This window comes from Streptomyces sp. NBC_00989, from assembly GCF_045162655.1.
Lineage (GTDB): Bacteria > Actinomycetota > Actinomycetes > Streptomycetales > Streptomycetaceae > Streptomyces.
Genome location: NZ_CP108728.1, coordinates 8131298 through 8151925 on the forward strand (window position 1 = coordinate 8131298; position 20628 = coordinate 8151925).

General features: G+C 68.4%; 12 protein-coding genes. 8 read left to right on the forward strand and 4 right to left on the reverse strand.

All coding sequences use genetic code 11. The annotated features are described in order from the left end of the window. The first annotated feature begins 56 nt into the window (after nt 1-56). Nucleotides 57-965 carry a LysR family transcriptional regulator gene (locus tag OG714_RS36330; RefSeq protein ID WP_406127470.1) on the forward strand — a complete coding sequence of 303 codons (909 nt, stop codon included), beginning with the start codon at nt 57-59 and terminating at the stop codon, nt 963-965. A 198-nt stretch (nt 966-1163) separates the two neighbouring features. Here the strand turns inward: OG714_RS36330 and OG714_RS36335 are convergent, their stop codons facing one another. Next, entirely contained in the window at nt 1164-2033 is an 870-nt protein-coding gene (locus OG714_RS36335; protein ID WP_406127471.1) for a phosphatase PAP2 family protein, read from the reverse strand. Between the two features lie 142 nt (nt 2034-2175). Then, nucleotides 2176-3210: a LacI family DNA-binding transcriptional regulator gene (locus OG714_RS36340; RefSeq protein WP_406127473.1), complete on the reverse strand. Its 1035-nt coding sequence runs from the start codon at nt 3208-3210 to the stop codon at nt 2176-2178. Between the two features lie 362 nt (nt 3211-3572). On the opposite strand from OG714_RS36340, the gene OG714_RS36345 reads away from it, so the two are divergent. From OG714_RS36345 to OG714_RS36365, 5 genes are all read left to right on the forward strand, one after another. Further along, on the forward strand, nt 3573-4847 hold the full coding sequence (locus OG714_RS36345; RefSeq protein WP_406127475.1) for an extracellular solute-binding protein: 1275 nt from the start codon (nt 3573-3575) through the stop codon (nt 4845-4847). Nucleotides 4848-4986: 139 nt separating this feature from the next. Beyond that, the gene (locus OG714_RS36350) at nt 4987-5991 is read left to right on the forward strand and encodes a carbohydrate ABC transporter permease (protein WP_406127477.1); all 1005 of its coding nucleotides are present in this window, start codon (nt 4987-4989) and stop codon (nt 5989-5991) included. A gap of 13 nt (nt 5992-6004) precedes the next feature. After that, the gene (locus tag OG714_RS36355) at nt 6005-6868 is read left to right on the forward strand and encodes a sugar ABC transporter permease (RefSeq protein WP_406127478.1); all 864 of its coding nucleotides are present in this window, start codon (nt 6005-6007) and stop codon (nt 6866-6868) included. Nucleotides 6869-7041: 173 nt separating this feature from the next. Beyond that, the gene (locus OG714_RS36360) at nt 7042-8775 is read left to right on the forward strand and encodes a glycoside hydrolase family 13 protein (protein ID WP_406127480.1); all 1734 of its coding nucleotides are present in this window, start codon (nt 7042-7044) and stop codon (nt 8773-8775) included. 149 nt (nt 8776-8924) lie between these two features. After that, entirely contained in the window at nt 8925-10301 is a 1377-nt protein-coding gene (locus OG714_RS36365; protein ID WP_406127481.1) for an alpha-amylase family protein, read from the forward strand. A gap of 65 nt (nt 10302-10366) precedes the next feature. Here OG714_RS36365 and OG714_RS36370 read toward each other — a convergent pair whose 3' ends face one another. Beyond that, entirely contained in the window at nt 10367-10981 is a 615-nt protein-coding gene (locus OG714_RS36370) for a DUF4232 domain-containing protein (protein WP_406127483.1), read from the reverse strand. A gap of 141 nt (nt 10982-11122) precedes the next feature. Continuing rightward, a complete protein-coding gene (locus OG714_RS36375) occupies nt 11123-13198 on the reverse strand; it encodes a carbohydrate-binding module family 20 domain-containing protein (RefSeq protein ID WP_406127484.1) in 2076 nt (691 codons plus the stop codon). A 371-nt stretch (nt 13199-13569) separates the two neighbouring features. On the opposite strand from OG714_RS36375, the gene pulA reads away from it, so the two are divergent. Continuing rightward, nucleotides 13570-18930 carry a pullulanase-type alpha-1,6-glucosidase gene (gene pulA, locus OG714_RS36380; RefSeq protein ID WP_406132078.1) on the forward strand — a complete coding sequence of 1787 codons (5361 nt, stop codon included), beginning with the start codon at nt 13570-13572 and terminating at the stop codon, nt 18928-18930. 77 nt (nt 18931-19007) lie between these two features. Then, nucleotides 19008-20627: a SpoIIE family protein phosphatase gene (locus OG714_RS36385; protein WP_406127485.1), complete on the forward strand. Its 1620-nt coding sequence runs from the start codon at nt 19008-19010 to the stop codon at nt 20625-20627. The last annotated feature ends 1 nt before the right edge of the window (nt 20628 follow it).

A 20628-nucleotide genomic window follows, 5' to 3' on the forward strand; every position in this document is an offset into this window, starting at 1 on the left:
AGCTGGACCGTGCAGGACAAGCGAATGATTCTACAGTGACTGTTAACCTCTGCTACATGCTTGATGTGCGACGCATGCAGGTACTACGGGCCGTGGTCGGGTGCGGGTCGGTGACCGCTGCGGCGGCCCGGCTCGGGTACACCCCGTCCGCCGTCAGTCAGCAGGTCGGGGCGCTGGAGAAGGAGGCCGGGACCGCGCTGCTGGAGCGGGTCGGGCGCGGGGTGCGGCCCACGGCGGCCGGGCTGCTGCTCACCGAGTACGCGGACGCGATCGGGCGGCAGGTCGCCGAGGCGGAGACCGCGCTGGCCGATCTGGTGGCCGGGCGCACGGGTCGGCTCACGGTCCGCTACTTCGCCACCGCCGGTGCCGCCCTGGTCGCCCCGGCCGTGGCCCGGCTCCGGGCCGAACACCCCGGAGTCCAGCTGGAGTTGAAGCTCACCGGCCCCGACGATCCGTTGCCCGAGGTGAAGGAGGGGCGGGCCGATGTCGCGCTCGTGGTCGGGGCGTCCGGGGTGTCTGGGGCATCTGGAGGCCACGAGGGCGTACGGCTCGTGAAGCTGCTCGACGATCCGTATCTCGCCGTCCTGCCCAAAGGGCACCGGCTGGCCGCGCGGCGGAGCGTGGAGCTGGGGGAACTGGCCGAGGAGCCGTGGGTCGGCAGCGAGTGGCCGGGGCCCTGTCTCGACGCCCAGCTCGACGCGTGCGAGGCGGCGGGGTTCCGGCCGCGGTTCGCGGTCGAGAGCGAGGACTACGTGACGGCTCAGGGTTTCGTCGCGGCGGGCCTCGGGGTGACCCTGATTCCCCGGCTGGGACTCGGCAGCCGCCATCCCGACGTGGTCGTACGGGTCGTACGGAACCCGGAGCCCGTACGAACCATCCACGCGGCCGTCCGGGAGACCGCCCCACCGCAGCCGGCCCTGCGGACGTTCCTGCGGGCACTGCGGGACGCGGCGAACGAGGGCTGAGTGAGTCGGGTGCGGGCGCTGCAGCGCCCCAAAGGGGCGCGGGGCTGTGTCGATGTGCGGCTCTGCCGCGTGGGCGCGACCAGCCACGACGGCGCGGCAGCGGAACGACGGCAGTGCGGCCCCGCGGCGGAGCCGCATATCCACGCAGCGGACGCAGCCCATCGCAGCGCACGCAGCCCAACGCAGCCAGCGGAGCGTTCACGCCTTCGTGGGCAGCCAGGTCCCGCTCGTCCCCCGTACCGCCACCGTCCGCGGCAGGGCGTACGGAAACGCGCCGTACCAGAGGCGGGAGACCGTGAAGCCGAAGGTCAGGCAGAGCATGCCGCCCACCGCGTCGAGCCAGAAGTGGTTGGCCGTGGAGACGATGACCATGAGCGTTGTCGCCGGGTAGAGCAGGCCGAGGACGCGGACCCAGGGGAGTTTGGCCAGGGCGAAGATCGTCAGGCCGCACCACAGGGACCAGCCGATGTGCATGGACGGCATCGCGGCGTACTGGTTCGACATGTGTTTCAGGTCGCCGGACGCCATCGAACCCCAGGTCTGGTGGACCATGACGGTGTCGACGAAGTGGCTGCCGTTCATGAGGCGGGGCGGGGCCAGCGGGAAGAAGTAGTAGCCGACCAGGGCCACGGCCGTCGTCGCGAAGAGGACGAGGCGGGCCGCCGCGTACCGGCCCGGATGGCTGCGGAACAGCCACACCAGGACACCGAGCGTCACCACGAAGTGCAGTGTGGCGTAGTAGTAGTTCATGCCGACGATCAGCCAAGTCACCGAATTCACGGCATGGTTGACCGACTGCTCGACGGCGATGCCGAGATGGTGCTCCAGCCGCCAGATCCAGTCCGCGTTGCGCAGTGCCTCGGTCCGCTGCTCCGGGACCGCGTTGCGGATCTGTGAGTACGTCCAGTAACTCACCGCGATCAGCAGGATCTCGAACCACAGCCGGGGCCGGCGCGGAGTGCGCAACCGGCGCAACCGGCGCAGAAAACCGTGCCCCGCGGCGTCCGCGACGGGGCTCGGAACGGCTTCTTCACGGCCTTCCAATGTCGTCACGGTGGTCTCACCCATAGACACGAAGTCTGCCAGAAAAGGCTTCCGCGACCGATCATCCCTTGGTCGGGTCCGGCTCGCATGTTCTACGGCGAGAAGAGTCCCCGTACTACTACCAGTGCACAGGACGCGGCCGCGTTTCCTCCCCCTTAGGGACGATTCAGGGTCGCTTCCGGTCCCCGGGCGCCGAAGCCGTCGAACCGCGCACCACCAGCTCCGGCATGAACACGAACTCACTGTGCGGCGCGGGCGTCCCGCCGATCTCCTCCAGCAACGTCCGCACCGCCGCCTGTCCCATCGCCGGGACCGGCTTGCGGATCGTCGTCAGCGGCGGATCGGTGAACGCGATCAGCGGGGAGTCGTCGAAACCGACCACCGAGACGTCCTTGGGCACGTCGAGACCGCGCTGCCGGGCTGCCCGGATCGCACCGAGCGCCATCATGTCGCTCGCGCACACCACCGCCGTACAGTCGCGGTCGATCAGCGCGGCGGCCGCGGCCTGCCCGCCCTCCAGCGTGTACAGCGAGTGCTGAACGAGCCGCGTCTCCACGTCCTCGGCGGTCAGGCCCAGTTGGTCCTGCATCGTGCGGACGAAGCCCTCGATCTTGCGTTGTACGGGTACGAAGCGCTTGGGGCCCAGTGCCAGTCCGATGCGGGTGTGGCCGAGCGAGACGAGGTGGGTGACGGCGAGCGTCATCGCCGCGCGGTCGTCGGGGGAGATGAACGGCGCCTGCACCTTCGGCGAGAAGCCGTCCACGAGCACGAACGGCACGCCCTGCGCCCGGAGTTGCTCGTAGCGCTGCATGTCCGCGGAGGTGTCCGCGTGCAGTCCGGAGACGAAGATGATGCCCGCGACGCCGCGGTCGACGAGCATCTCGGTCAGCTCGTCCTCCGTGGAACCGCCCGGGGTCTGGGTGGCGAGCACCGGCGTGTAGCCCTGCCGCGTCAGCGCCTGGCCGATGACCTGCGCCAGGGCCGGGAATATCGGGTTCTCCAACTCCGGTGTTATCAGGCCCACCAGGCCCTCGCTGCGCTGCCGCAGCCGTACCGGACGTTCGTAGCCGAGCACGTCGAGCGCGGCGAGGACGGACTGGCGGGTGGTGGCGGCGACGCCGGGCTTGCCGTTGAGGACACGGCTGACGGTCGCTTCGCTCACCCCCGCCTGGGCGGCGATGTCGGCAAGCCGTGTGGTCACGGGAGTGGACTGTACCGGCCGTCGGCGCGCTGCGGGTTGCTGCGTCATCGCGATCCCTTGTGTTCTGGCCGGCTTCTGGTCGGCGTACGGCATGCGGCAAGAGCTTGCAGAGTCTTGCACAAGTGTCCCCCTGCCCGCTCAGCCGCACCAGTACCGGGTTGCGTGGGGGTCGAGGAGAGGTCACGGGAGGGTAACTCTCGGGCCGTCTTGCAGTTTTTTGCAGCAAGGACTTTCGCCGCGCTTGCATCGCTGTTACGTTCGGCGACGCCCGGCGGACGCAACGGCGCAGTCGGCAAGTCGACAGGGTGGCGGACGGGACCGCCGCCCTGCACCTCACGGGCTTTCACCCTCAAGGAGAACTCATGCGGCGTGGCATAGCGGCCACCGCGCTGGTGGCGTCCATCGCCCTCGCGGCGACGGCCTGCGGCGGCAGTGACAGTGACAGCGGCAAGTCCGACGGGCCCGTCACCATCACCTGGTGGGACACCTCGAACGCCACCAATGAGGCACCCACGTACAAGGCCCTGGTCGCCAAGTTCGAGGCGGCCAACAAGAACGTCAAGGTCAAGTACGTCAACGTGCCCTTCGACCAGGCGCAGAACAAGTTCGACACCGCCGCCGGCTCCAAGGGCGCCCCGGACGTGCTGCGTTCGGAGGTCGGCTGGACCCCCGCCTTCGCGAAGAAGGGCTACTTCCTGCCGCTCGACGGCACCGAAGCCCTCGCGGACCAGGCCAAGTTCAAGTCGAACCTGATCACGCAGGCCCAGTACGACGGCAAGACGTACGGCGTGCCGCTGGTCACCGACACCCTCGCGCTCGTCTACAACAAGGCCCTCTTCAAGCAGGCCGGCATCACCCAGGCGCCCACCACCTGGGAGGAGTTGAAGACCGACGCGGCGACGATCAAGGCGAAGGCCAAGGTCGACGGCTACTGGGGCTCCACCCAGGCCTACTACGCGCAGACCTTCCTCTACGGCGAGGGCACCGACACCGTCGACGCCTCCGCGAAGAAGATCACCGTGGACTCCGCCGCCGCGAAGAAGGCCTACGGCACCTGGCTGAGCCTCTTCTCCGGCACCGGCCTGCACAAGGCCGACACCACCGCGGACGCCTACGCCCACATCCAGGACGCGTTCGTCAACGGCAAGGTCGCCGCGATCATCCAGGGCCCGTGGGAGATCACGAACTTCTACAAGGGCTCGGCCTTCAAGGACAAGTCCAACCTCGGCATCGCCACGATCCCGGCCGGCTCCACCGGCAAGTCCGGTGCCCCGACCGGCGGTCACAACCTCTCGGTCTACGCCGGCTCGGACTCCGCGCACCAGAAGGCGGCCCTGAAGTTCGTCAACTTCATGACCTCCGCCGCCTCCCAGTCGACGATCGCGCTGAAGAACTCGACGCTGCCGACCCGCGACGACGCCTACACCGCCGCCGTCAAGGCCGACCCGGGCATCGCCGGCTACCAGAGCGTCCTCGGCGCCGCCCAGCCGCGCCCGGCGCTCGCCGAGTACAGCTCGCTGTGGGGTCCGCTCGACACCGAACTGCCCAAGGTCGCCGGTGGCAAGGAGTCCCTCGACAAGGGCCTGAGCAACGCCGAGCTGGCGATCGCCAAGCTGGTCCCGGACTTCAGCAAGTAGCCGCGCATGGCCGTCGGATCCGCCAGATCAGGAACTGGGGGGACGGATCCGACGGCCATCGGCCTGCGCCGCCGCGGCGCCGAACTCGCCGTACCCGCTTGAACTTCCAGAAGGTCTTCCAGAAGGTGTCGAACGAACCATGACAGTCGCCATCGACCGCGCGACCGGCAAGCGCCACGGTGACCGCGCACCCCGACCCGGCCCCGGCAGCCGCCTCAAGTACGCCTACCAGAAGCACTGGTACGCGTACGCGATGATCATCCCCGTGGTCGTCGTGCTCGGCGTCCTCGTGCTCTACCCCCTGGTGTACGGCCTCTACTTGACGCTCACCGACGCCGACAGCCTCAACACCGCGCGCACGATCGGCGTCAACCACATCGACGCCACCTACAAGTTCATCGGGCTCGACAACTACAAGGACATCCTGTTCGGCCCGACGTCGTACGACCGCTTCTGGTCGCACTTCATCTGGACGATCGTCTGGACCGGGCTCTGCGTCGCCCTCCACTACACGGTGGGCCTCTCCCTGGCCCTCCTGCTCAACCAGAAGCTGCGCGCCCGCACCCTGTACCGCCTGATCCTGATCCTGCCGTGGGCCGTCCCCACCTTCGTCACGGTCTTCGGCTGGCGCTTCATGCTCGCCGACGGCGGCATCATCAACTCCGCGCTGCACAGCCTGCATCTGCCCCAGCCCGACTGGCTGGAGAGCACGTTCTGGCAGCGGTTCGCCGCCATCATGGTCAACACCTGGTGCGGTGTGCCGTTCATGATGGTCTCGCTGCTCGGCGGCCTCCAGTCCATCGACGCCTCGCTCTACGAGGCCGCCGAGATGGACGGCGCGAGCCCCTGGCAGCGCTTCCGCTACGTCACGCTCCCGGGCCTCAGGTCGGTCAGCTCCACCGTCGTCCTCCTCGGTGTGATCTGGACCTTCAACCAATTCGCCGTGATCTTCCTGCTGTTCGGCAGCACCGCCCCCGACGCCCAGATCCTGGTCACCTGGTCGTACTTCCTCGGCTTCGGCCAACAGCCGCGCGAATTCGCCCAGTCGGCCGCCTACGGCATCCTGCTGCTGGCCATCCTGATCGTCTTCACCTCCTTCTACCGCCGCTGGCTGAACCGCAATGACCAACAGCTCGCGATCTGAGGCAGGAGTCCCCATGAGCACCACGACACCCGAACGGACCCGCCGCCGGGGCGAGTTGAGCCGCGCCGGCACCCTCGGCTCGCACGGCGTCCTGATCATCGCGAGCCTGATCGCGCTCTTCCCGATCGCCTGGCTGGTCTTCCTCTCCCTCGGCCCGGACTCGGACGACTACCTCCACCCGGGCGGCATCTGGAAGAAGATGACGTTCGACAACTACTCGTTCGTCCTCCAGCACACCGGGTTCTTCGACTGGTTGAAGAGCTCGCTGATCGTCTCGCTCGGCACCACGGTCATCGGCGTGACCATCGCCGCGAGCACCGGCTACGCGGTGTCGCGGATGCGCTTCCCCGGCTACCGGAAGTTCATGTGGGTGCTGCTGGTCACCCAGATGTTCCCGATAGCGGTACTCATCGTGCCGATGTACCAGATTCTGGCCGACCTCCAGCTCATCGACAGCTACCTTGGTCTCATCCTCGTCTACTGCTCGACCGCCGTGCCCTACTGCGCCTGGCTGCTCAAGGGCTACTTCGACACGATCCCGTTCGAGATCGACGAGGCCGGACGCGTCGACGGGCTGAACCCCTTCGGCACGTTCCTGCGACTGATCCTGCCGCTCGCCAAGCCGGGCCTTGCGGTCGCCGCGTTCTACAGCTTCCTCACGGCCTTCGGCGAGGTCGCGTTCGCGTCCACGTTCATGCTGTCCGACACGAAGTACACGTTCGCGGTCGGTCTCCAGACGTTCGTGAGCGAACACGACGCACAACGCAACCTGATGGCCGCGACGGCGGTGCTGATCGCGATACCGGTGGCCGCGTTCTTCTACCTGGTGCAGAAGAACTTGGTCACCGGCCTGACGGCGGGTGGAACCAAGGGCTAAAAACGCAGGTGACTGCGGCGCCCCAAAGGGGCGCGGGGAACTGCGCGCCCAGCCCCCACAAAGCCGCACCCAGAACCCGAGGCGGCCGTGACGTCCATCCGACCCCGCTGACATCACGGCCGCCTCGCCCCCAACTCCCCATGACCAGAACCCCGTTACGTACCAAGGACGCCATGACCCAGCAGCACTCGGCCATCGCCCCGGCACCGAACCCCACCAAAGCCAAGCGCGGCGACTGGTGGAGAGACGCGGTGATCTACCAGGTCTATCCGCGCAGTTTCGCCGACAGCAACGGCGACGGCATGGGCGACCTGGAGGGCGTCCGCGCCCGCCTCCCGTACCTGCGCGACCTCGGTATCGATGCCGTCTGGCTCAGCCCGTTCTACGCCTCCCCGCAGGCGGACGCCGGCTACGACGTCGCCGACTACCGTGCCGTGGACCCGATGTTCGGCAACCTGCTCGACGCCGACGCGCTGATCCGGGACGCTCACGGGCTCGGCCTGCGCATCATCGTCGACCTCGTGCCCAACCACTCCTCGGACCAGCACGAGTGGTTCAAGCGGGCGTTGAGGGAGGGCCCCGGCTCGCCGTCGCGGGAGCGCTACCACTTCCGTCCCGGCAAGGGCGAGGACGGCGAACTCCCGCCCAACGACTGGGAGTCCATCTTCGGCGGCCCGGCCTGGACGAGGGTCACCGAACCGGACGGCTCGGCGGGGGAGTGGTACCTGCACCTCTTCGCGCCGGAGCAGCCCGACTTCAACTGGGAACACCCGGCGGTGGGCGACGAGTTCCGCTCGATCCTCCGCTTCTGGCTGGACATCGGGGTCGACGGCTTCCGCATCGACGTGGCCCACGGCCTGGTGAAGGCGGAGGGCCTGCCCGACCTCGGCTCGCACGAGCAACTCAAGCTGCTGGGCAACGATGTCATGCCGTTCTTCGACCAGGACGGCGTGCACGACGTCTACCGCCAGTGGCGCACGGTCCTCGACGAGTACGCGGGAAATAAGTTGGGGCCCGAAGGGCCTTCCTTGGAAGGGTGGGGGCGGGAGACGGGCGGGCGCATCTTCGTGGCCGAGGCATGGACCCCGACCGTCGAGCGGACGGCCAACTACGTCCGCCCGGACGAACTCCACCAGGCCTTCAACTTCCAGTACCTGTCGACCGATTGGGACGCCGAGGAGCTCCGTACGGTCATCGACCGCACCCTGGAGGCCATGCGCCCGGTGGGCGCCCCCGCCACCTGGGTCCTCTCGAACCACGACGTCACCCGGCACGCCACCCGCTTCGCCAACCCGCCCGGCCTGGGCACCCAGATCCGCCTGGCGGGCGACAGGGAGCTGGGCCTGCGCCGAGCCCGCGCGGCATCGCTGCTGATGCTGGCGCTGCCCGGCTCGGCGTACGTCTACCAGGGTGAGGAGCTCGGCCTGCCCGACGTCGTCGACCTCCCGGACGAAGTCCGCCAGGACCCCGCCTACTTCAGGGGCGCGGGCCAGGACGGCTTCCGGGACGGGTGCCGGGTGCCGATCCCGTGGACGCGCGACGGATCGTCGTACGGCTTCGGAAGCGGGGGCAGTTGGCTGCCGCAGCCGGACGGCTGGGGCGAGTTGAGCATCGAGGCGCAGACCGGGGCGGCCGGTTCGACGCTGGAGCTGTACCGGGCCGCGCTCGCCGCTCGTCGTACCCAACCGGACCTCGGCGCGGGCGACTCGGTGGAGTGGCTGCGGGCGCCGGAGGGCGTACTCGCCTTCCGGCGTGGGGAGTTCGTGTGCGTCGCGAACACGAGCGGGGAGTCGGTGACGACATCGGCGTACGGTCGTCTCCTGCTCGCCAGCGGTGAGGTGACGGAGGCGGACGGCGAGGCGAAGCTGCCCGCCGACACGACGACATGGTGGACAACCACACCGTAACCACCCCTCAACTACGCCTCCGCCACTGGAAGTTCTTGCATCAACTTCACACGGCCCGCTGCCCTTTTGGGCGGCGGGCCTTTAACATCTGGCCACCGCAAGATTTCCATCGTGTTTCAGCAAGAACCTTCAACGGAGAAGGAACCCACATGGCCAGCAGCAGATCACTTGCAGGAGCCTGCGCCCTCGCCGCCGCGACGGCCTTCCTGCTGCCCGGCACCGCACATGCCTCCCCGCCCGGCACCAAGGACGTCACCGCCGTCCTCTTCGAGTGGAACTTCGCCTCGGTCGCCAAGGAGTGCACCAACACCCTCGGCCCCGCCGGCTACGGCTACGTCCAGGTCTCCCCGCCCGCCGAGCACATACAGGGCTCGCAGTGGTGGACGTCGTACCAGCCGGTGAGCTACAAGATCGCGGGTCGGCTCGGCGACGCCACGGCCTTCCAGAACATGATCAGCACCTGCCACGCGGCGGGCGTGAAGGTCGTCGTCGACACGGTCATCAACCACATGTCGGCGGGCAGCGGCACCGGCACCGGCGGTTCGTCGTACACGAAGTACAACTACCCCGGCCTGTACTCCTCGTACGACATGGACGACTGCACGTCGACGATCAGCGACTACACGAACCGCGCCAACGTCCAGAACTGCGAACTGGTCGGCCTGGCCGACCTGGACACCGGCGAGGAGTACGTCCGCGCCACCATCGCCGGCTACATGAACACCCTCCTCGGCTACGGCGCCGACGGCTTCCGCATCGACGCGGCCAAGCACATCCCGGCGACCGACCTCGCGAACATCAAGTCCCGCCTGAGCAACCCCTCCGTGTACTGGAAGCAGGAGGTCATCTACGGCTCCGGCGAGGCCGTCCAGCCCACCGAGTACACCGGCAACGGCGACGTCCAGGAGTTCCGCTACGCCTACGACCTCAAGCGGGTCTTCAACAACGAGAACCTCGCCTACCTGAAGAACTACGGCGAGGGCTGGGGGTACATGAGCAGCTCGGTGGCGGGAGTCTTCGTGGACAACCACGACACGGAGCGCAACGGCAGCACCCTCAACTACAAGGACGGCGCCAACTACACCCTGGCCAACGTCTTCATGCTCGCCTACCCCTACGGCGCCCCGGACATCAACTCCGGCTACGAGTGGTCCGACACGGACGCCGGCCCGCCCAACGGCGGTTCGGTGACGACCTGTTGGCAGGACGGCTGGAAGTGCCAGCACGCCTGGCCGGAGATCAAGTCCATGGTCGCCTTCCGCAACGCCACGAGCGGCCAGTCCCTCACCAACTGGTGGGACGACGGCAACGACGCGATCGCGTTCGGCCGGGGAAGCAAGGGCTACGTCGCCATCAACCACGAGACGTCGTCGCTGACGCGGACGTACCAGACGTCTCTCGCCGCGGGCACGTACTGCAACGTCCAGAACAACACGTCGGTGACCGTGAACTCCAGCGGGCAGTTCACGGCGACGCTGGGCTCGAACACGGCGCTGGCGATCTACACGGGCAAGTCGAGCTGCTGACCCCTGCCCGCGGTGGACGGCGGCGGCGCGAGGGGGCATGCCGCCGCCGTCCGGCCCGTGGGGGATCAGGAGTTGACGGTGATGTGCTTCGCCAGCGCGGTGACGGCGAGGTCGCCGTGGTCGACCCACTGGGGGAGGGCCAGGGTCTTGTGCTGGGTGGAGGCGGGCGGGGTGATCTCCAGGTAGGCGGCGTGCACCGCGCCCGACGTGCCGGTGTTGGCGTGGGTCCAGGCGACGACGGCCTCGGCGCTCTCGCCGTCCTTGAGGGTGAGGGTCTTCTTGCCGGGGTTGTGCGCGTACCAGGTGTTGCCCCAGGTGGTGTGGGTCGTGAGCTTCTTGTGCGCGGAGTTCTCCAGGCCCAGGCCGGGGTAACCGCGCAGCGCACAGGTCCTGCCGCTGAGGTTGCGCAGCCTGATGACGATGCCCGCGTGGTTCATGCCACCGCCGAGCTGCTGACCGTAGGTGGCCTTGAGCGCGGCGGCGGAGCAGGTCGGGGTGGCCTTCGCGGTGGCCGTACCACTGGAGGTCGCGGCGTTGGCGGTACCCGCCCAGCCCGCGAGCCCCAGGCCGACGACGGCGGCCAGGCCGATCACCGTACGCCCGACGCGTCGGTCGGCGCGGTGGCGGTGCTTGGCGGTGCCGGGCTGGTCGGTGGTGTTCAGGTGCTCGTTCACGGTCATGTTCCCCACTCCTGCTCCGCGGTGCGGGCCGTGGTCCGCGGCCCGCACCGTCCTTCTGGTGCCGTACACAAGGTTCGATGCGCGGTACGGCGGGTTTGTTCGCAGGAGTTCGGAGGAAATCCCGGGAGTTCGCGAGGAGACCTATTTCCAGGTGTCACTCGCCGTGTAGCCGGACGCGGTGCCCGTCGTGTACGAGCGGTTGGTGCCGGACTCCCAGGTCACGGACCCCGAGCTGTCCTTCTTGATGTACTTGTACGTGAAGGCCGTGCTCTTGGGGACGATGACGAGCCTGCTCCAGGTCGGGTACGACGCCGACGACAGCGGGATCGCGTCGCTCGTGTTCCAGGAGCCGAGCGAGGCGACGGAGCCGACGACGTAGACGTTGGTGCCGAGGTCGGTGGTCGCGTACTCGTTGAAGGTGACGTCGGTGGCGTCGGCGTCGGCCACGTTCCAGGAGTTGTCGAGCGAGACCGCCGAAGTGGTCGTCGTGGCAGCCCTGTTGGCGTTCGACTCCCAGGTGACGTTTCCGGAGGAGTCCTTCTTGACGTACTTGAAGGTGAAGGACGTGTTGGTCGGCACGCTCACCGCCCCCGACCAGACCGGGTAACCGGCCGACGACAGCGCCACCGCCTTCGACGTGTCCCAGCCGCCCAGCGCGTCGATGGAGCCGACGACGTAGACGCCCGTGCCGGAGGTGGTGGCGGCGTACTCGTTGAAGGTGGCGGTCACCGTGGAGCCCGACGAGCCTCCGCCGCCCGTGTCGTCGCAGCCGACCGTGCAGGTGTAGGAGGAGTTGTAGAAGGCGATCGCGCTCTTCGCCGGGATGGTGAGGGACGCGCTGCCGCCCGAGACCGTCACGGTGGAGGCCCCGCCGTCCACCACGTTCTTGTACGTGCCGTCGGCCATGCCCGTCGTGAAGGTGTAAGTCGCCGACGAGGAACCGTTGTTGAGCGCGAAGAAGCCCGCGCCGCTACGTCCGAAGCCGATCACGCTCGACGACTTGGTCTGCCAGTCGGACACGGCGGCCGTGTCGACCGCGTTGTGCCAGGCCACCATGCCGACGACCCCGGTGTCCCGGTCGAGGCAGTACCAACTGGCGCTGGAACAGTCGGTGTTCGTCACGAAGCCGGCCGAGTTCGGCGGGGCCTGGTCGCTCTGCGTCCACTCCCAACTGGCGTACACCGTCGGGGTGGACCACTTGTAGGCGAGCTGGAAGAGGTTGGCGAGCTTGTAGGTGTCGCCGTCCTTGTAGCTCATGTGCAGGCCGTTGCGTTCGGTGTCGTGGTTGGTCACGAAGGACACCGAGTTGGCGGCGGGCAGGATGCCGCTGCTCGCCAGGGAGGACAGGTCGCTCACATTCCCCTGGAAGGCCGACTTCATCTTGCTCGCGTAGGTGAAGTCGAGGACGTCGCCCGACGCGTAGTAGTCGCTGGGCTGCGGGGTCGAGCCCGGGTAGATCTCCTGGAAGACGTACGGCGCCGCACCCGCCGTCGTGTTCGTCAGCTTGCCCTCGATCGCCGCCATGTCCGTCTCGGGGATGTGCTTGGCCGCGTCGACGCGGAACCCGTCGACACCGAGGGCGAGTTGCTTGTTCAGGAAGTTCGCGATGCCCGCGCGGACCGTGTCCGAGCCGGTCTTCAGGTCGGGCAGGCCCAGGAGTTCGCAGTTCTGGACCTGGGTGAGGTTCGAGTAGTCCTGGATGGTCAGGTCGGAGGTGGGGCACTCCGCCGAGGTGTGGTAGTCGGAGGGGTCCCAGTCGGGGGTGTCGTACTTGCTGGTGATCGTGGTGCCGTTGTAGCCGGTGCCGGTCTGCGCGGCGGTGTGGTTGACCACCGCGTCCGTGTAGACCTTGACGCCCGCCGTGTGGCACGCGCTCACCATGGTCGCGAACTGGGCCGCCGTACCGAAGCGGCTGCTGAGGTTGTACGAGTACGGCTGGTAGACGTCCCACCAGTAGTAGTTGGTCTGCCTGAGCGACTCGGCGGGCGGTGCCACCTGGACCGCGCCGTAACCGGCCGGGCCGAGCACGTTCGCGCACTCCGAGGCGATGGAGTCCCAGTTCCATTCCCAGAGGTTGGCGATGACGTCGCCCTTGGCGGAGGTGTCCGCGTGGGCGGTGGCGGCGGGCAGGGCGACGACGCCCGCCAGGGCGAGAGCGCCGGCGGCGACGGCACCGGCCGCGCGGCGCAGGGAAGGGGGAGGTCCGTATCTGCTCATCTGCGGCTCCGAAAGGGGGGTTCGGGGTTCAACAACTGGTGAGCGTGGGCCAGTTGAGAAGGGCACGTCAAGGTTGCGGTTGAAAGTTCTTTCTGTGACTTTCAGACCTCTTGCTGCAACCCTTGCGTCGGCGATACGGTCTCGCCGGGGTCGGACCCGAACTGAGCCGTAATCGCAAGGAGTTCACGCCTGTGATACCGAGATGGCCGGCGCCTAGGCGCTCCGCTGGAAGTGCAGGGACGCGTCGTCCGTCGTCCGCGGCGCGGTCGTGGTCGGCCGCGCAGTTCCCCGCGCCCCTTTGGGGCGCTGCCGAACCGCAGCGGCCTTCGCCGAACCCGCTCACGGCACGCCGCACCCCGTCCCCGACATGGATCGCGGCCCTCGCCGCGACCGTCCTCGCGGCAGTGTTCCTCCAACCCCTCGCGGCCCACGCGGCGGCCCCGCCCGCACCCCCGTCCGACGCGAAGTTGGCCGCGACGCCCGCCCGGCACGACGACACCCGCGAGCAGTTCTACTTCGTGATGCCGGACCGGTTCGCCAACGGCGACACCTCCAACGACCTCGGCGGGCTTACCGGTTCACGTCTCAGTACCGGCTACGACCCCACCGACAAGGGCTTCTACCAGGGCGGCGACCTCAAGGGTCTGACGAAGAAGCTCGACTACATCAAGGGCCTCGGCACCACCGCCATCTGGATGGCCCCGATCTTCAAGAACCAGCCCGTGCAGGGGACGGGGGCCGACGCCTCCGCCGGCTACCACGGTTACTGGATAACGGACTTCACCAAGGTCGACCCGCACTTCGGCACCAACAAGGACCTGGCGGCCCTCATCTCCAAGGCCCACGCCAAGGGCATGAAGGTCTTCTTCGACGTCATCACCAACCACACCGCCGACGTCGTCGACTACGAGGGCAAGTCCTACGACTACCTCTCCAAGGGCGCCTTCCCGTACCTGACCAAGGACGGGCAGCCCTTCGACGACGCCGACTACGCGGACGGCAAGAAGACCTTTCCCTCCGTCTCCGCCTCCTCCTTCCCGAAGACCCCGACCGTCCCCGCCGACAAGGCGGACGTGAAGGTCCCGTCCTGGCTCAACGACCCGACGATGTACCACAATCGGGGCGACTCGACCTACGTCGGCGAGAACGCCACCTACGGCGACTTCTCCGGCCTCGACGACCTGTGGACCGAGCGTCCCGAGGTCGTCAGCGGCATGGAGAAGATCTACGAGAAGTGGGTCCGCGACTTCGACATCGACGGCTTCCGCATCGACACCGTGAAACACGTCGACATGGACTTCTGGACCCAGTGGGCCACCGCACTCGACACCTACGCGGCGCAGCACGGCCGGAAGAACTTCTTCATGTTCGGCGAGGTCTACTCCGCCGACACCTCCGTCACTTCGCCCTACGTCACCCAGGGCCGCCTGGACGCCACGCTCGACTTCCCCTTCCAGGACGCGGCCCGTGCCTACGCCTCGCAGGGCGGCAGCGCGCAGAAGCTCGAGAGTGTCTTCGGCGACGACTACAAGTACACGACCGACAAGGCGAACGCGTACGAGCAGGTCACCTTCCTCGGCAACCACGACATGGGCCGCATCGGCTACTTCCTCGACCAGGACAACCCGAAGGCCACCGACGCCGAACTCCTCGCCAAGGACAAGCTGGCGAACGAGCTGATGTTCCTCAGCCGCGGCAACCCCGTCGTCTACTACGGCGACGAACAGGGCTTCACCGGCTCCGGCGGCGACAAGGACGCCCGCCAGCCGATGTTCGCGTCGAAGGTCGCCGACTATCTCGATGACGATGAGATCGGCACCGACCGGACCGCCGCCAGCGACTCGTACGACTCGACTGCCCCGCTGTACAAGCAAATTGCCGCACTCTCGAAGCTGCGCAAGGACAACCCCGCCCTCACCGACGGCGTCCAGACCGAGCGCTACGCGGCCGACGGCGCCGGTGTCTACGCCTTCACACGGACGGGCACGGGATCGGACAAGAACGAATACGTCGTCGCCCTCAACAACGCCGACACCGCGCAGACGGTGACCTTCGCGACCGGTTCGCCGGACATGAAGTACCGGGGGATCTACGGGACTTCGGCCACCGCGACGAGCGGCGCCGACAACAAGGTCAGCGTCACCGTCCCGGCCGGTGCCGCGGTCGTCCTCAAAGCGGCCGGCGCGCTCGCCAAGCCCGTCACCAAGCCCACGATCACCCTCAAGGCCCCTGACGCGGGAGCCACCGGCACCGTCGAGGTGAGCGCCGACGTCACGGGCGGTCAGCTCAACCGGGTCGTCTTCGCCGCCCAGACCGGCAACGGCAAGTGGCAGACGCTGGGCTCCGCCGACCACGCCCCGTACAAGGTCACGCAGACGGTCGGGAAGGACGTTCCGGCCGGAACCGCCTTGCGCTACAAGGCAGTTGTCGTCGACTCGACCGGGCGTACGGCCAGCGCGACAGCAGCCTCCATCACCGGCACCCCGCCCGCCGAGGAGATCCCCACCGCCTCCTCGCGCGACTACGCGGTCGTCCACTACAAGCGCACCGACGGCGACTACGACAACTGGGGCCTGTACGCCTGGGGCGACCTCGCCGACGGTGAGGCGACGACCTGGCCCGCGAGCCATCCCTTCGTCGGCCGCGATGCCTACGGCGCCTTCGCCTACGTCAAGTTGAAGCCCGGCGCGACGAACGTCGGCTTCCTCGTCATCGACAAGGACGGCAACAAGGACGTCTCCGCCGACCGTTCGATCGACGTCACGCAGACCGGTGAGGTGTGGATCGAGCAGGGCAAGGAGGCCGTAGGGACCCAGCGGCCCGACTACCCGGCGCAGGACACCACCAAGGCCGTCATCCACTACCACCGTGCGGACGGTGACTACTCCGGCTGGGGGCTGCACGTCTGGACGGGTGCCGCGAGCCCCACGGACTGGTCGAGCCCGCTGCAACCGGTGAAGACTGACGCCTATGGCGCTGTCTTCGAGGTGCCGCTCAACTCCGGTGCCACCAGCCTCAGTTACATCATCCACAAGGGCGACGAGAAGGATCTCTCCGCAGACCAGTCGCTGGACATCAAGACCAACGGCAACGAGGTGTGGCTGTTGAACGGCCAGGAGAAGTACCTCCTGCCGCAGCCCGCCGGCAGCGCGGCCGCCCTCGACCTGACCACCTCCAAGGCGGTCTGGATCGACCGGAACACGGTCGCCTGGAACGGCTCGGACGCTGCCGCCTCCACCCAACTCCTCTACTCCCACGACGGTTCGGTCGCCGTGAAGGACGGCACGCTGACGAGCGGCGACGAGCGCTGGCTGCGCCTGTCCAAGACCACGCTCACCGACGCGCAGAAGGCCAAGTTCCCCTACCTGAAGGACTACACGGCCTGGTCCGTCGATCCGCGTGACCGGGGCCGCGTGAAGGAAGCCCTGAACGGTCAGCTCGTCGCCTCCCAACGGGCCGTCAACGGCGCCGTGCTGGCCGCGACCGGCGTGCAGATCGCCGGAGTGCTCGACGACCTGTACGGTGCCGCGACCAAGGCCGACCTGGGACCGACCTTCCACAACGGCCGTCCCACGCTGGCGGTTTGGGCGCCGACCGCGCAGTCCGTCCAGCTCGACCTCGACGGGTCGCTGAAGAAGATGAGCCGGAACTCCACCACCGGCGTCTGGTCCGTCACCGGTCCCGCCTCCTGGAAGAACAAGCCGTACCGGTACGTCGTGAAGGTGTGGGCGCCGACCGTCCGCAAGCTCGTCACCAACGAGGTCACCGACCCCTACTCGGTCGCCCTCACCACCGACTCGAAGCGCAGCCTCGTCGTCGACCTCGCCGACAAGTCCCTTGCCCCGAGCGGCTGGTCGGGCCTGAGGAAGCCCAAGGCGGTGGCGCTGAAGGACGCCGAGATCCAGGAACTGCACATCCGGGACCACTCGGTCGACGACAAGACCGTCCCCGCCGCCGACCGGGGCACGTATCTCGCCTTCACGGACAAGAACAGCGACGGCTCCAAGCATCTGCGGGAGCTGGCCAGGTCCGGGACGTCGTACGTGCATCTGCTGCCCGCCTTCGACATCGCCACCATCCCCGAGAAGAAGTCCGAGCAGGCGGCCACCGACTGCGATCTCGCCTCCTACGCCGCCGACTCGGAGAAGCAGCAGGAGTGCGTGGCGGCCGTCGCCGCGAAGGACGCCTACAACTGGGGTTACGACCCGTACCACTTCACGGTCCCGGAGGGTTCGTACGCGACCGACCCGGACGGCACCGGTCGTACCGTCGAGTTCCGCGAGATGGTCAAGTCGCTGAACGAGGACGGGCTCCGGGTCGTCATGGACGTGGTGTACAACCACACGGCGGCCAGCGGGCAGGCCGACACCTCGGTGCTCGACAGGGTCGTGCCGGGTTACTACCAGCGGCTGTTGGCCGACGGCAGCGTGGCGAACTCGACCTGCTGTGCCAACACGGCGACCGAGAACGCCATGATGGGCAAGCTGGTCGTCGACTCCGTGGTCACCTGGGCCAAGGAGTACAAGGTCGACGGCTTCCGCTTCGACCTCATGGGGCACCAGCCGAAGGCCAACATCCTCGCCGTACGCAAGGCGTTGGACGCGCTGACCCTCGCGAAGGACGGTGTCGACGGCAAGAAGATCATCATGTACGGCGAGGGCTGGAACTTCGGCGAGGTCGCCGACGACGCCCGTTTCGTGCAGGCCACGCAGAAGAACATGGCCGGCACGGGCATCGCGACCTTCTCCGACCGGGCCCGTGACGCCGTACGCGGCGGCAGCCCCTTCGACGAGGACCCGGGGGTCCAGGGCTTCGCCTCCGGGCTCTACACGGACCCCAACTCCTCTACGGCGAACGGCACGTCGGCCGAGCAGAAGGCCCGCCTCCTGCACTACCAGGACCTCATCAAGGTCGGCCTGAGCGGCAACCTCGCCAAGTACCGGTTCACCGACACCGACGGGAAGGACGTCACCGGCGCCGAGATCGACTACAACGGCGCTCCCGCCGGCTACGCGGACGCGCCCGGCGACGCCCTCGCCTACGTCGACGCGCACGACAACGAGTCGCTGTTCGACGCGCTGACCTACAAGTTGCCCGCCACGACGAGCGCCGCCGACCGGGCCCGGATGCAGGTCCTCGCGATGGCCACCGCCACCCTGTCGCAGGGACCGTCCCTGTCCCAGGCCGGGACCGACCTGCTGCGCTCCAAGTCCCTGGACCGCAACTCCTTCGACAGCGGTGACTGGTTCAACGCGATCCACTGGAACTGCGCGGACGGCAACGGCTTCGGGCAGGGGCTGCCGATGGCGGCCGACAACGCGTCCAAGTGGCCGTACGCGAAAGGCCTGTTGACGTCGGTCAAGGTCGGCTGCGGGCAGATCGAGGGGACCTCCGCCGCGTATCAGGATCTGCTGAAGATCCGTACGACGGAGAGTGTGTTCTCGCTCGGCACGGCCGGGCAGGTGCAGTCGAAGCTGTCCTTCCCGCTGTCCGGGGCCGACGAGACGCCCGGGGTCATCACCATGGAACTCGGTGATCTCGTCGTCGTGTTCAACGCGACGCCGAGCGCGCGGGAGCAGAAGGTGGGCTCCCTGGCCGGTACCGGTTACCGGCTGCACCCGGTGCAGGCGGCGGGTGCGGACGCCACCGTGAAGTCGGCCTCCTACGCGAAGAATTCGGGCACCTTCGTCGTTCCGGGACGCACTGTGGCGGTATTCACCCGGACACCCTGAAAGCGCATTACCGTAGTGGGGCAGGCTGTGGACACCGGCCTGCCCCACCGGTGTGTCAAAGGGCCAGGTCTGAGAAAATGGACGTCAACGGCAAACTGACGCACGCGACCGTACTGGTCGTGGACGACGAGCCGGCGAACCGGTTCGCGATCGAAAGTGTGCTGAGCCGCGCCGGCCACCGGGTCCTCGCGGTCGGCAGCGGCGCCGAGGCGCTCGACGAACTCGACGTGCGGCTGCGCAAGGGGAACCTGCCCGACGTGGCGCTGATCGACGTGCACCTGCCGGACATGAGCGGGTTCGACCTGTGCCGGCTGCTCAAGGAGCGGCCGCGCATGGCGGGCCTGCCGGTCGTGCACGTCTCGGCCCTCGCCGCGCCCCCGAGCAACCGCTGCCAGGCGCTCGACGCGGGCGACGAGGCCTTTCTGACGGTGCCCGCGGAGCCCGAGGAGATCGAGGCGGCGGTCCGGTCCGCGGTCCGCGCCGCCCGGCTGCGCGCCGACGACCAGGCGCTCGTACGACGGCTGACGCTGCTGTCGGAGATGATCGTCACCATCCAGGCGGCGCGCTCCCTCCAGGAACTCGTCGAGGTCGCCGCCGACGGCACCGCACGGCTCACCGGCACCCCCGCCGCCGTGTTCGTCCTCGACCGCGACGACCAGTTGTACCGCGGCCTGCCGCGGGACCGGACCTCGGTCGCGCTGCCGGGCGAGGACGCCGACCGGACCGTGGCCCGGCTGCTGCGACGGCTCTCCCAGGGGCAGTCCGGGGTGCAGATCACCACCGTGCCCGCGCCGCTGTGGCCCACCGGGTTCTTCCGGCCCGGCGTGGAACACGATGCCCGGCTGGCGCTGGTCCTCACCCAGGAGGGCAGGGCCCCGGTCTGCCTCGCCGCCCCCACCCGCGGGCTGCGCCGGGTGGGCCCCGAGGCCGGGGCGCTGCTCGCGCAGCTCGCCCAGGCCACCGCGCTCGCCGCCGAGCCGCTCCTCATGTACCAGGTCGAGCGGCATGTCGCACTCACCCTCCAGCGCAGCTTCCTGCCCACGCCGGACCGGCTGCCCGAACTCCCGGGCGTCGACGCGGTCGTACGGTACGTGCCCGCCTCCCAGGACACCGAGATCGGCGGCGACTTCTACGCCGTCCTGAAGGTCGCCGGGGGAGTGCTGTTCGCCGTCGGCGACGTCGTCGGGCACTCGCTGGAGGCGGCCACCGTCATGGTGGAGATCAGGCACGCCCTGCGCGCCTACTGCGTCGACGAGAGCGACCCGAGCATCCTCGCCGAGCGGCTGGACCGGATGGTCCAGCACTATCACCAGGAGACCACGGTCACCGTGTGCCTGGCCCTCGTCGACCCGGACACCGGGCGCACCCTCATCGCCAACGCGGGCCACATCCCGCCGCTGATCATCCGGGACAACGGCAGCGCGGACTACGCCAAGGCGGCCGGCCCGCTGCTCGGCGTGGGCCTGCCCCATCCGCCGCCCACGGAACTGTTCCTCGAACCCACCGACCGGCTCCTCATGATCACCGACGGTCTCATCGAGACCCGGGGCACGGACATCTCCGTGTCGATGGAACACCTCCGCGCGGCCGCCTCCGGCGCGCTGCCCGGCCTGGACGCGCTGTGCGACACCCTGCTCGACTGCTTCGGCGTCGACCGGGACGACGACATCGCGATGCTGGCGCTGCGGCTAAGGTGAG

Excerpts from the sequence above, each read along its gene's own strand:
- OG714_RS36330 (WP_406127470.1), top strand. The coding sequence starts at position 57 with ATGCTTGATGTGCGACGCATGCAGGTACTACGGGCCGTGGTCGGGTGC.
- OG714_RS36335 (WP_406127471.1), bottom strand. The coding sequence starts at position 2,033 with ATGGGTGAGACCACCGTGACGACATTGGAAGGCCGTGAAGAAGCCGTT.
- OG714_RS36345 (WP_406127475.1), top strand. The coding sequence starts at position 3,573 with ATGCGGCGTGGCATAGCGGCCACCGCGCTGGTGGCGTCCATCGCCCTC.
- OG714_RS36350 (WP_406127477.1), top strand. The coding sequence starts at position 4,987 with ATGACAGTCGCCATCGACCGCGCGACCGGCAAGCGCCACGGTGACCGC.
- OG714_RS36355 (WP_406127478.1), top strand. The coding sequence starts at position 6,005 with ATGAGCACCACGACACCCGAACGGACCCGCCGCCGGGGCGAGTTGAGC.
- OG714_RS36360 (WP_406127480.1), top strand. The coding sequence starts at position 7,042 with ATGACCCAGCAGCACTCGGCCATCGCCCCGGCACCGAACCCCACCAAA.
- OG714_RS36365 (WP_406127481.1), top strand. The coding sequence starts at position 8,925 with ATGGCCAGCAGCAGATCACTTGCAGGAGCCTGCGCCCTCGCCGCCGCG.
- OG714_RS36370 (WP_406127483.1), bottom strand. The coding sequence starts at position 10,981 with ATGACCGTGAACGAGCACCTGAACACCACCGACCAGCCCGGCACCGCC.
- OG714_RS36375 (WP_406127484.1), bottom strand. The coding sequence starts at position 13,198 with ATGAGCAGATACGGACCTCCCCCTTCCCTGCGCCGCGCGGCCGGTGCC.
- OG714_RS36385 (WP_406127485.1), top strand. The coding sequence starts at position 19,008 with ATGGACGTCAACGGCAAACTGACGCACGCGACCGTACTGGTCGTGGAC.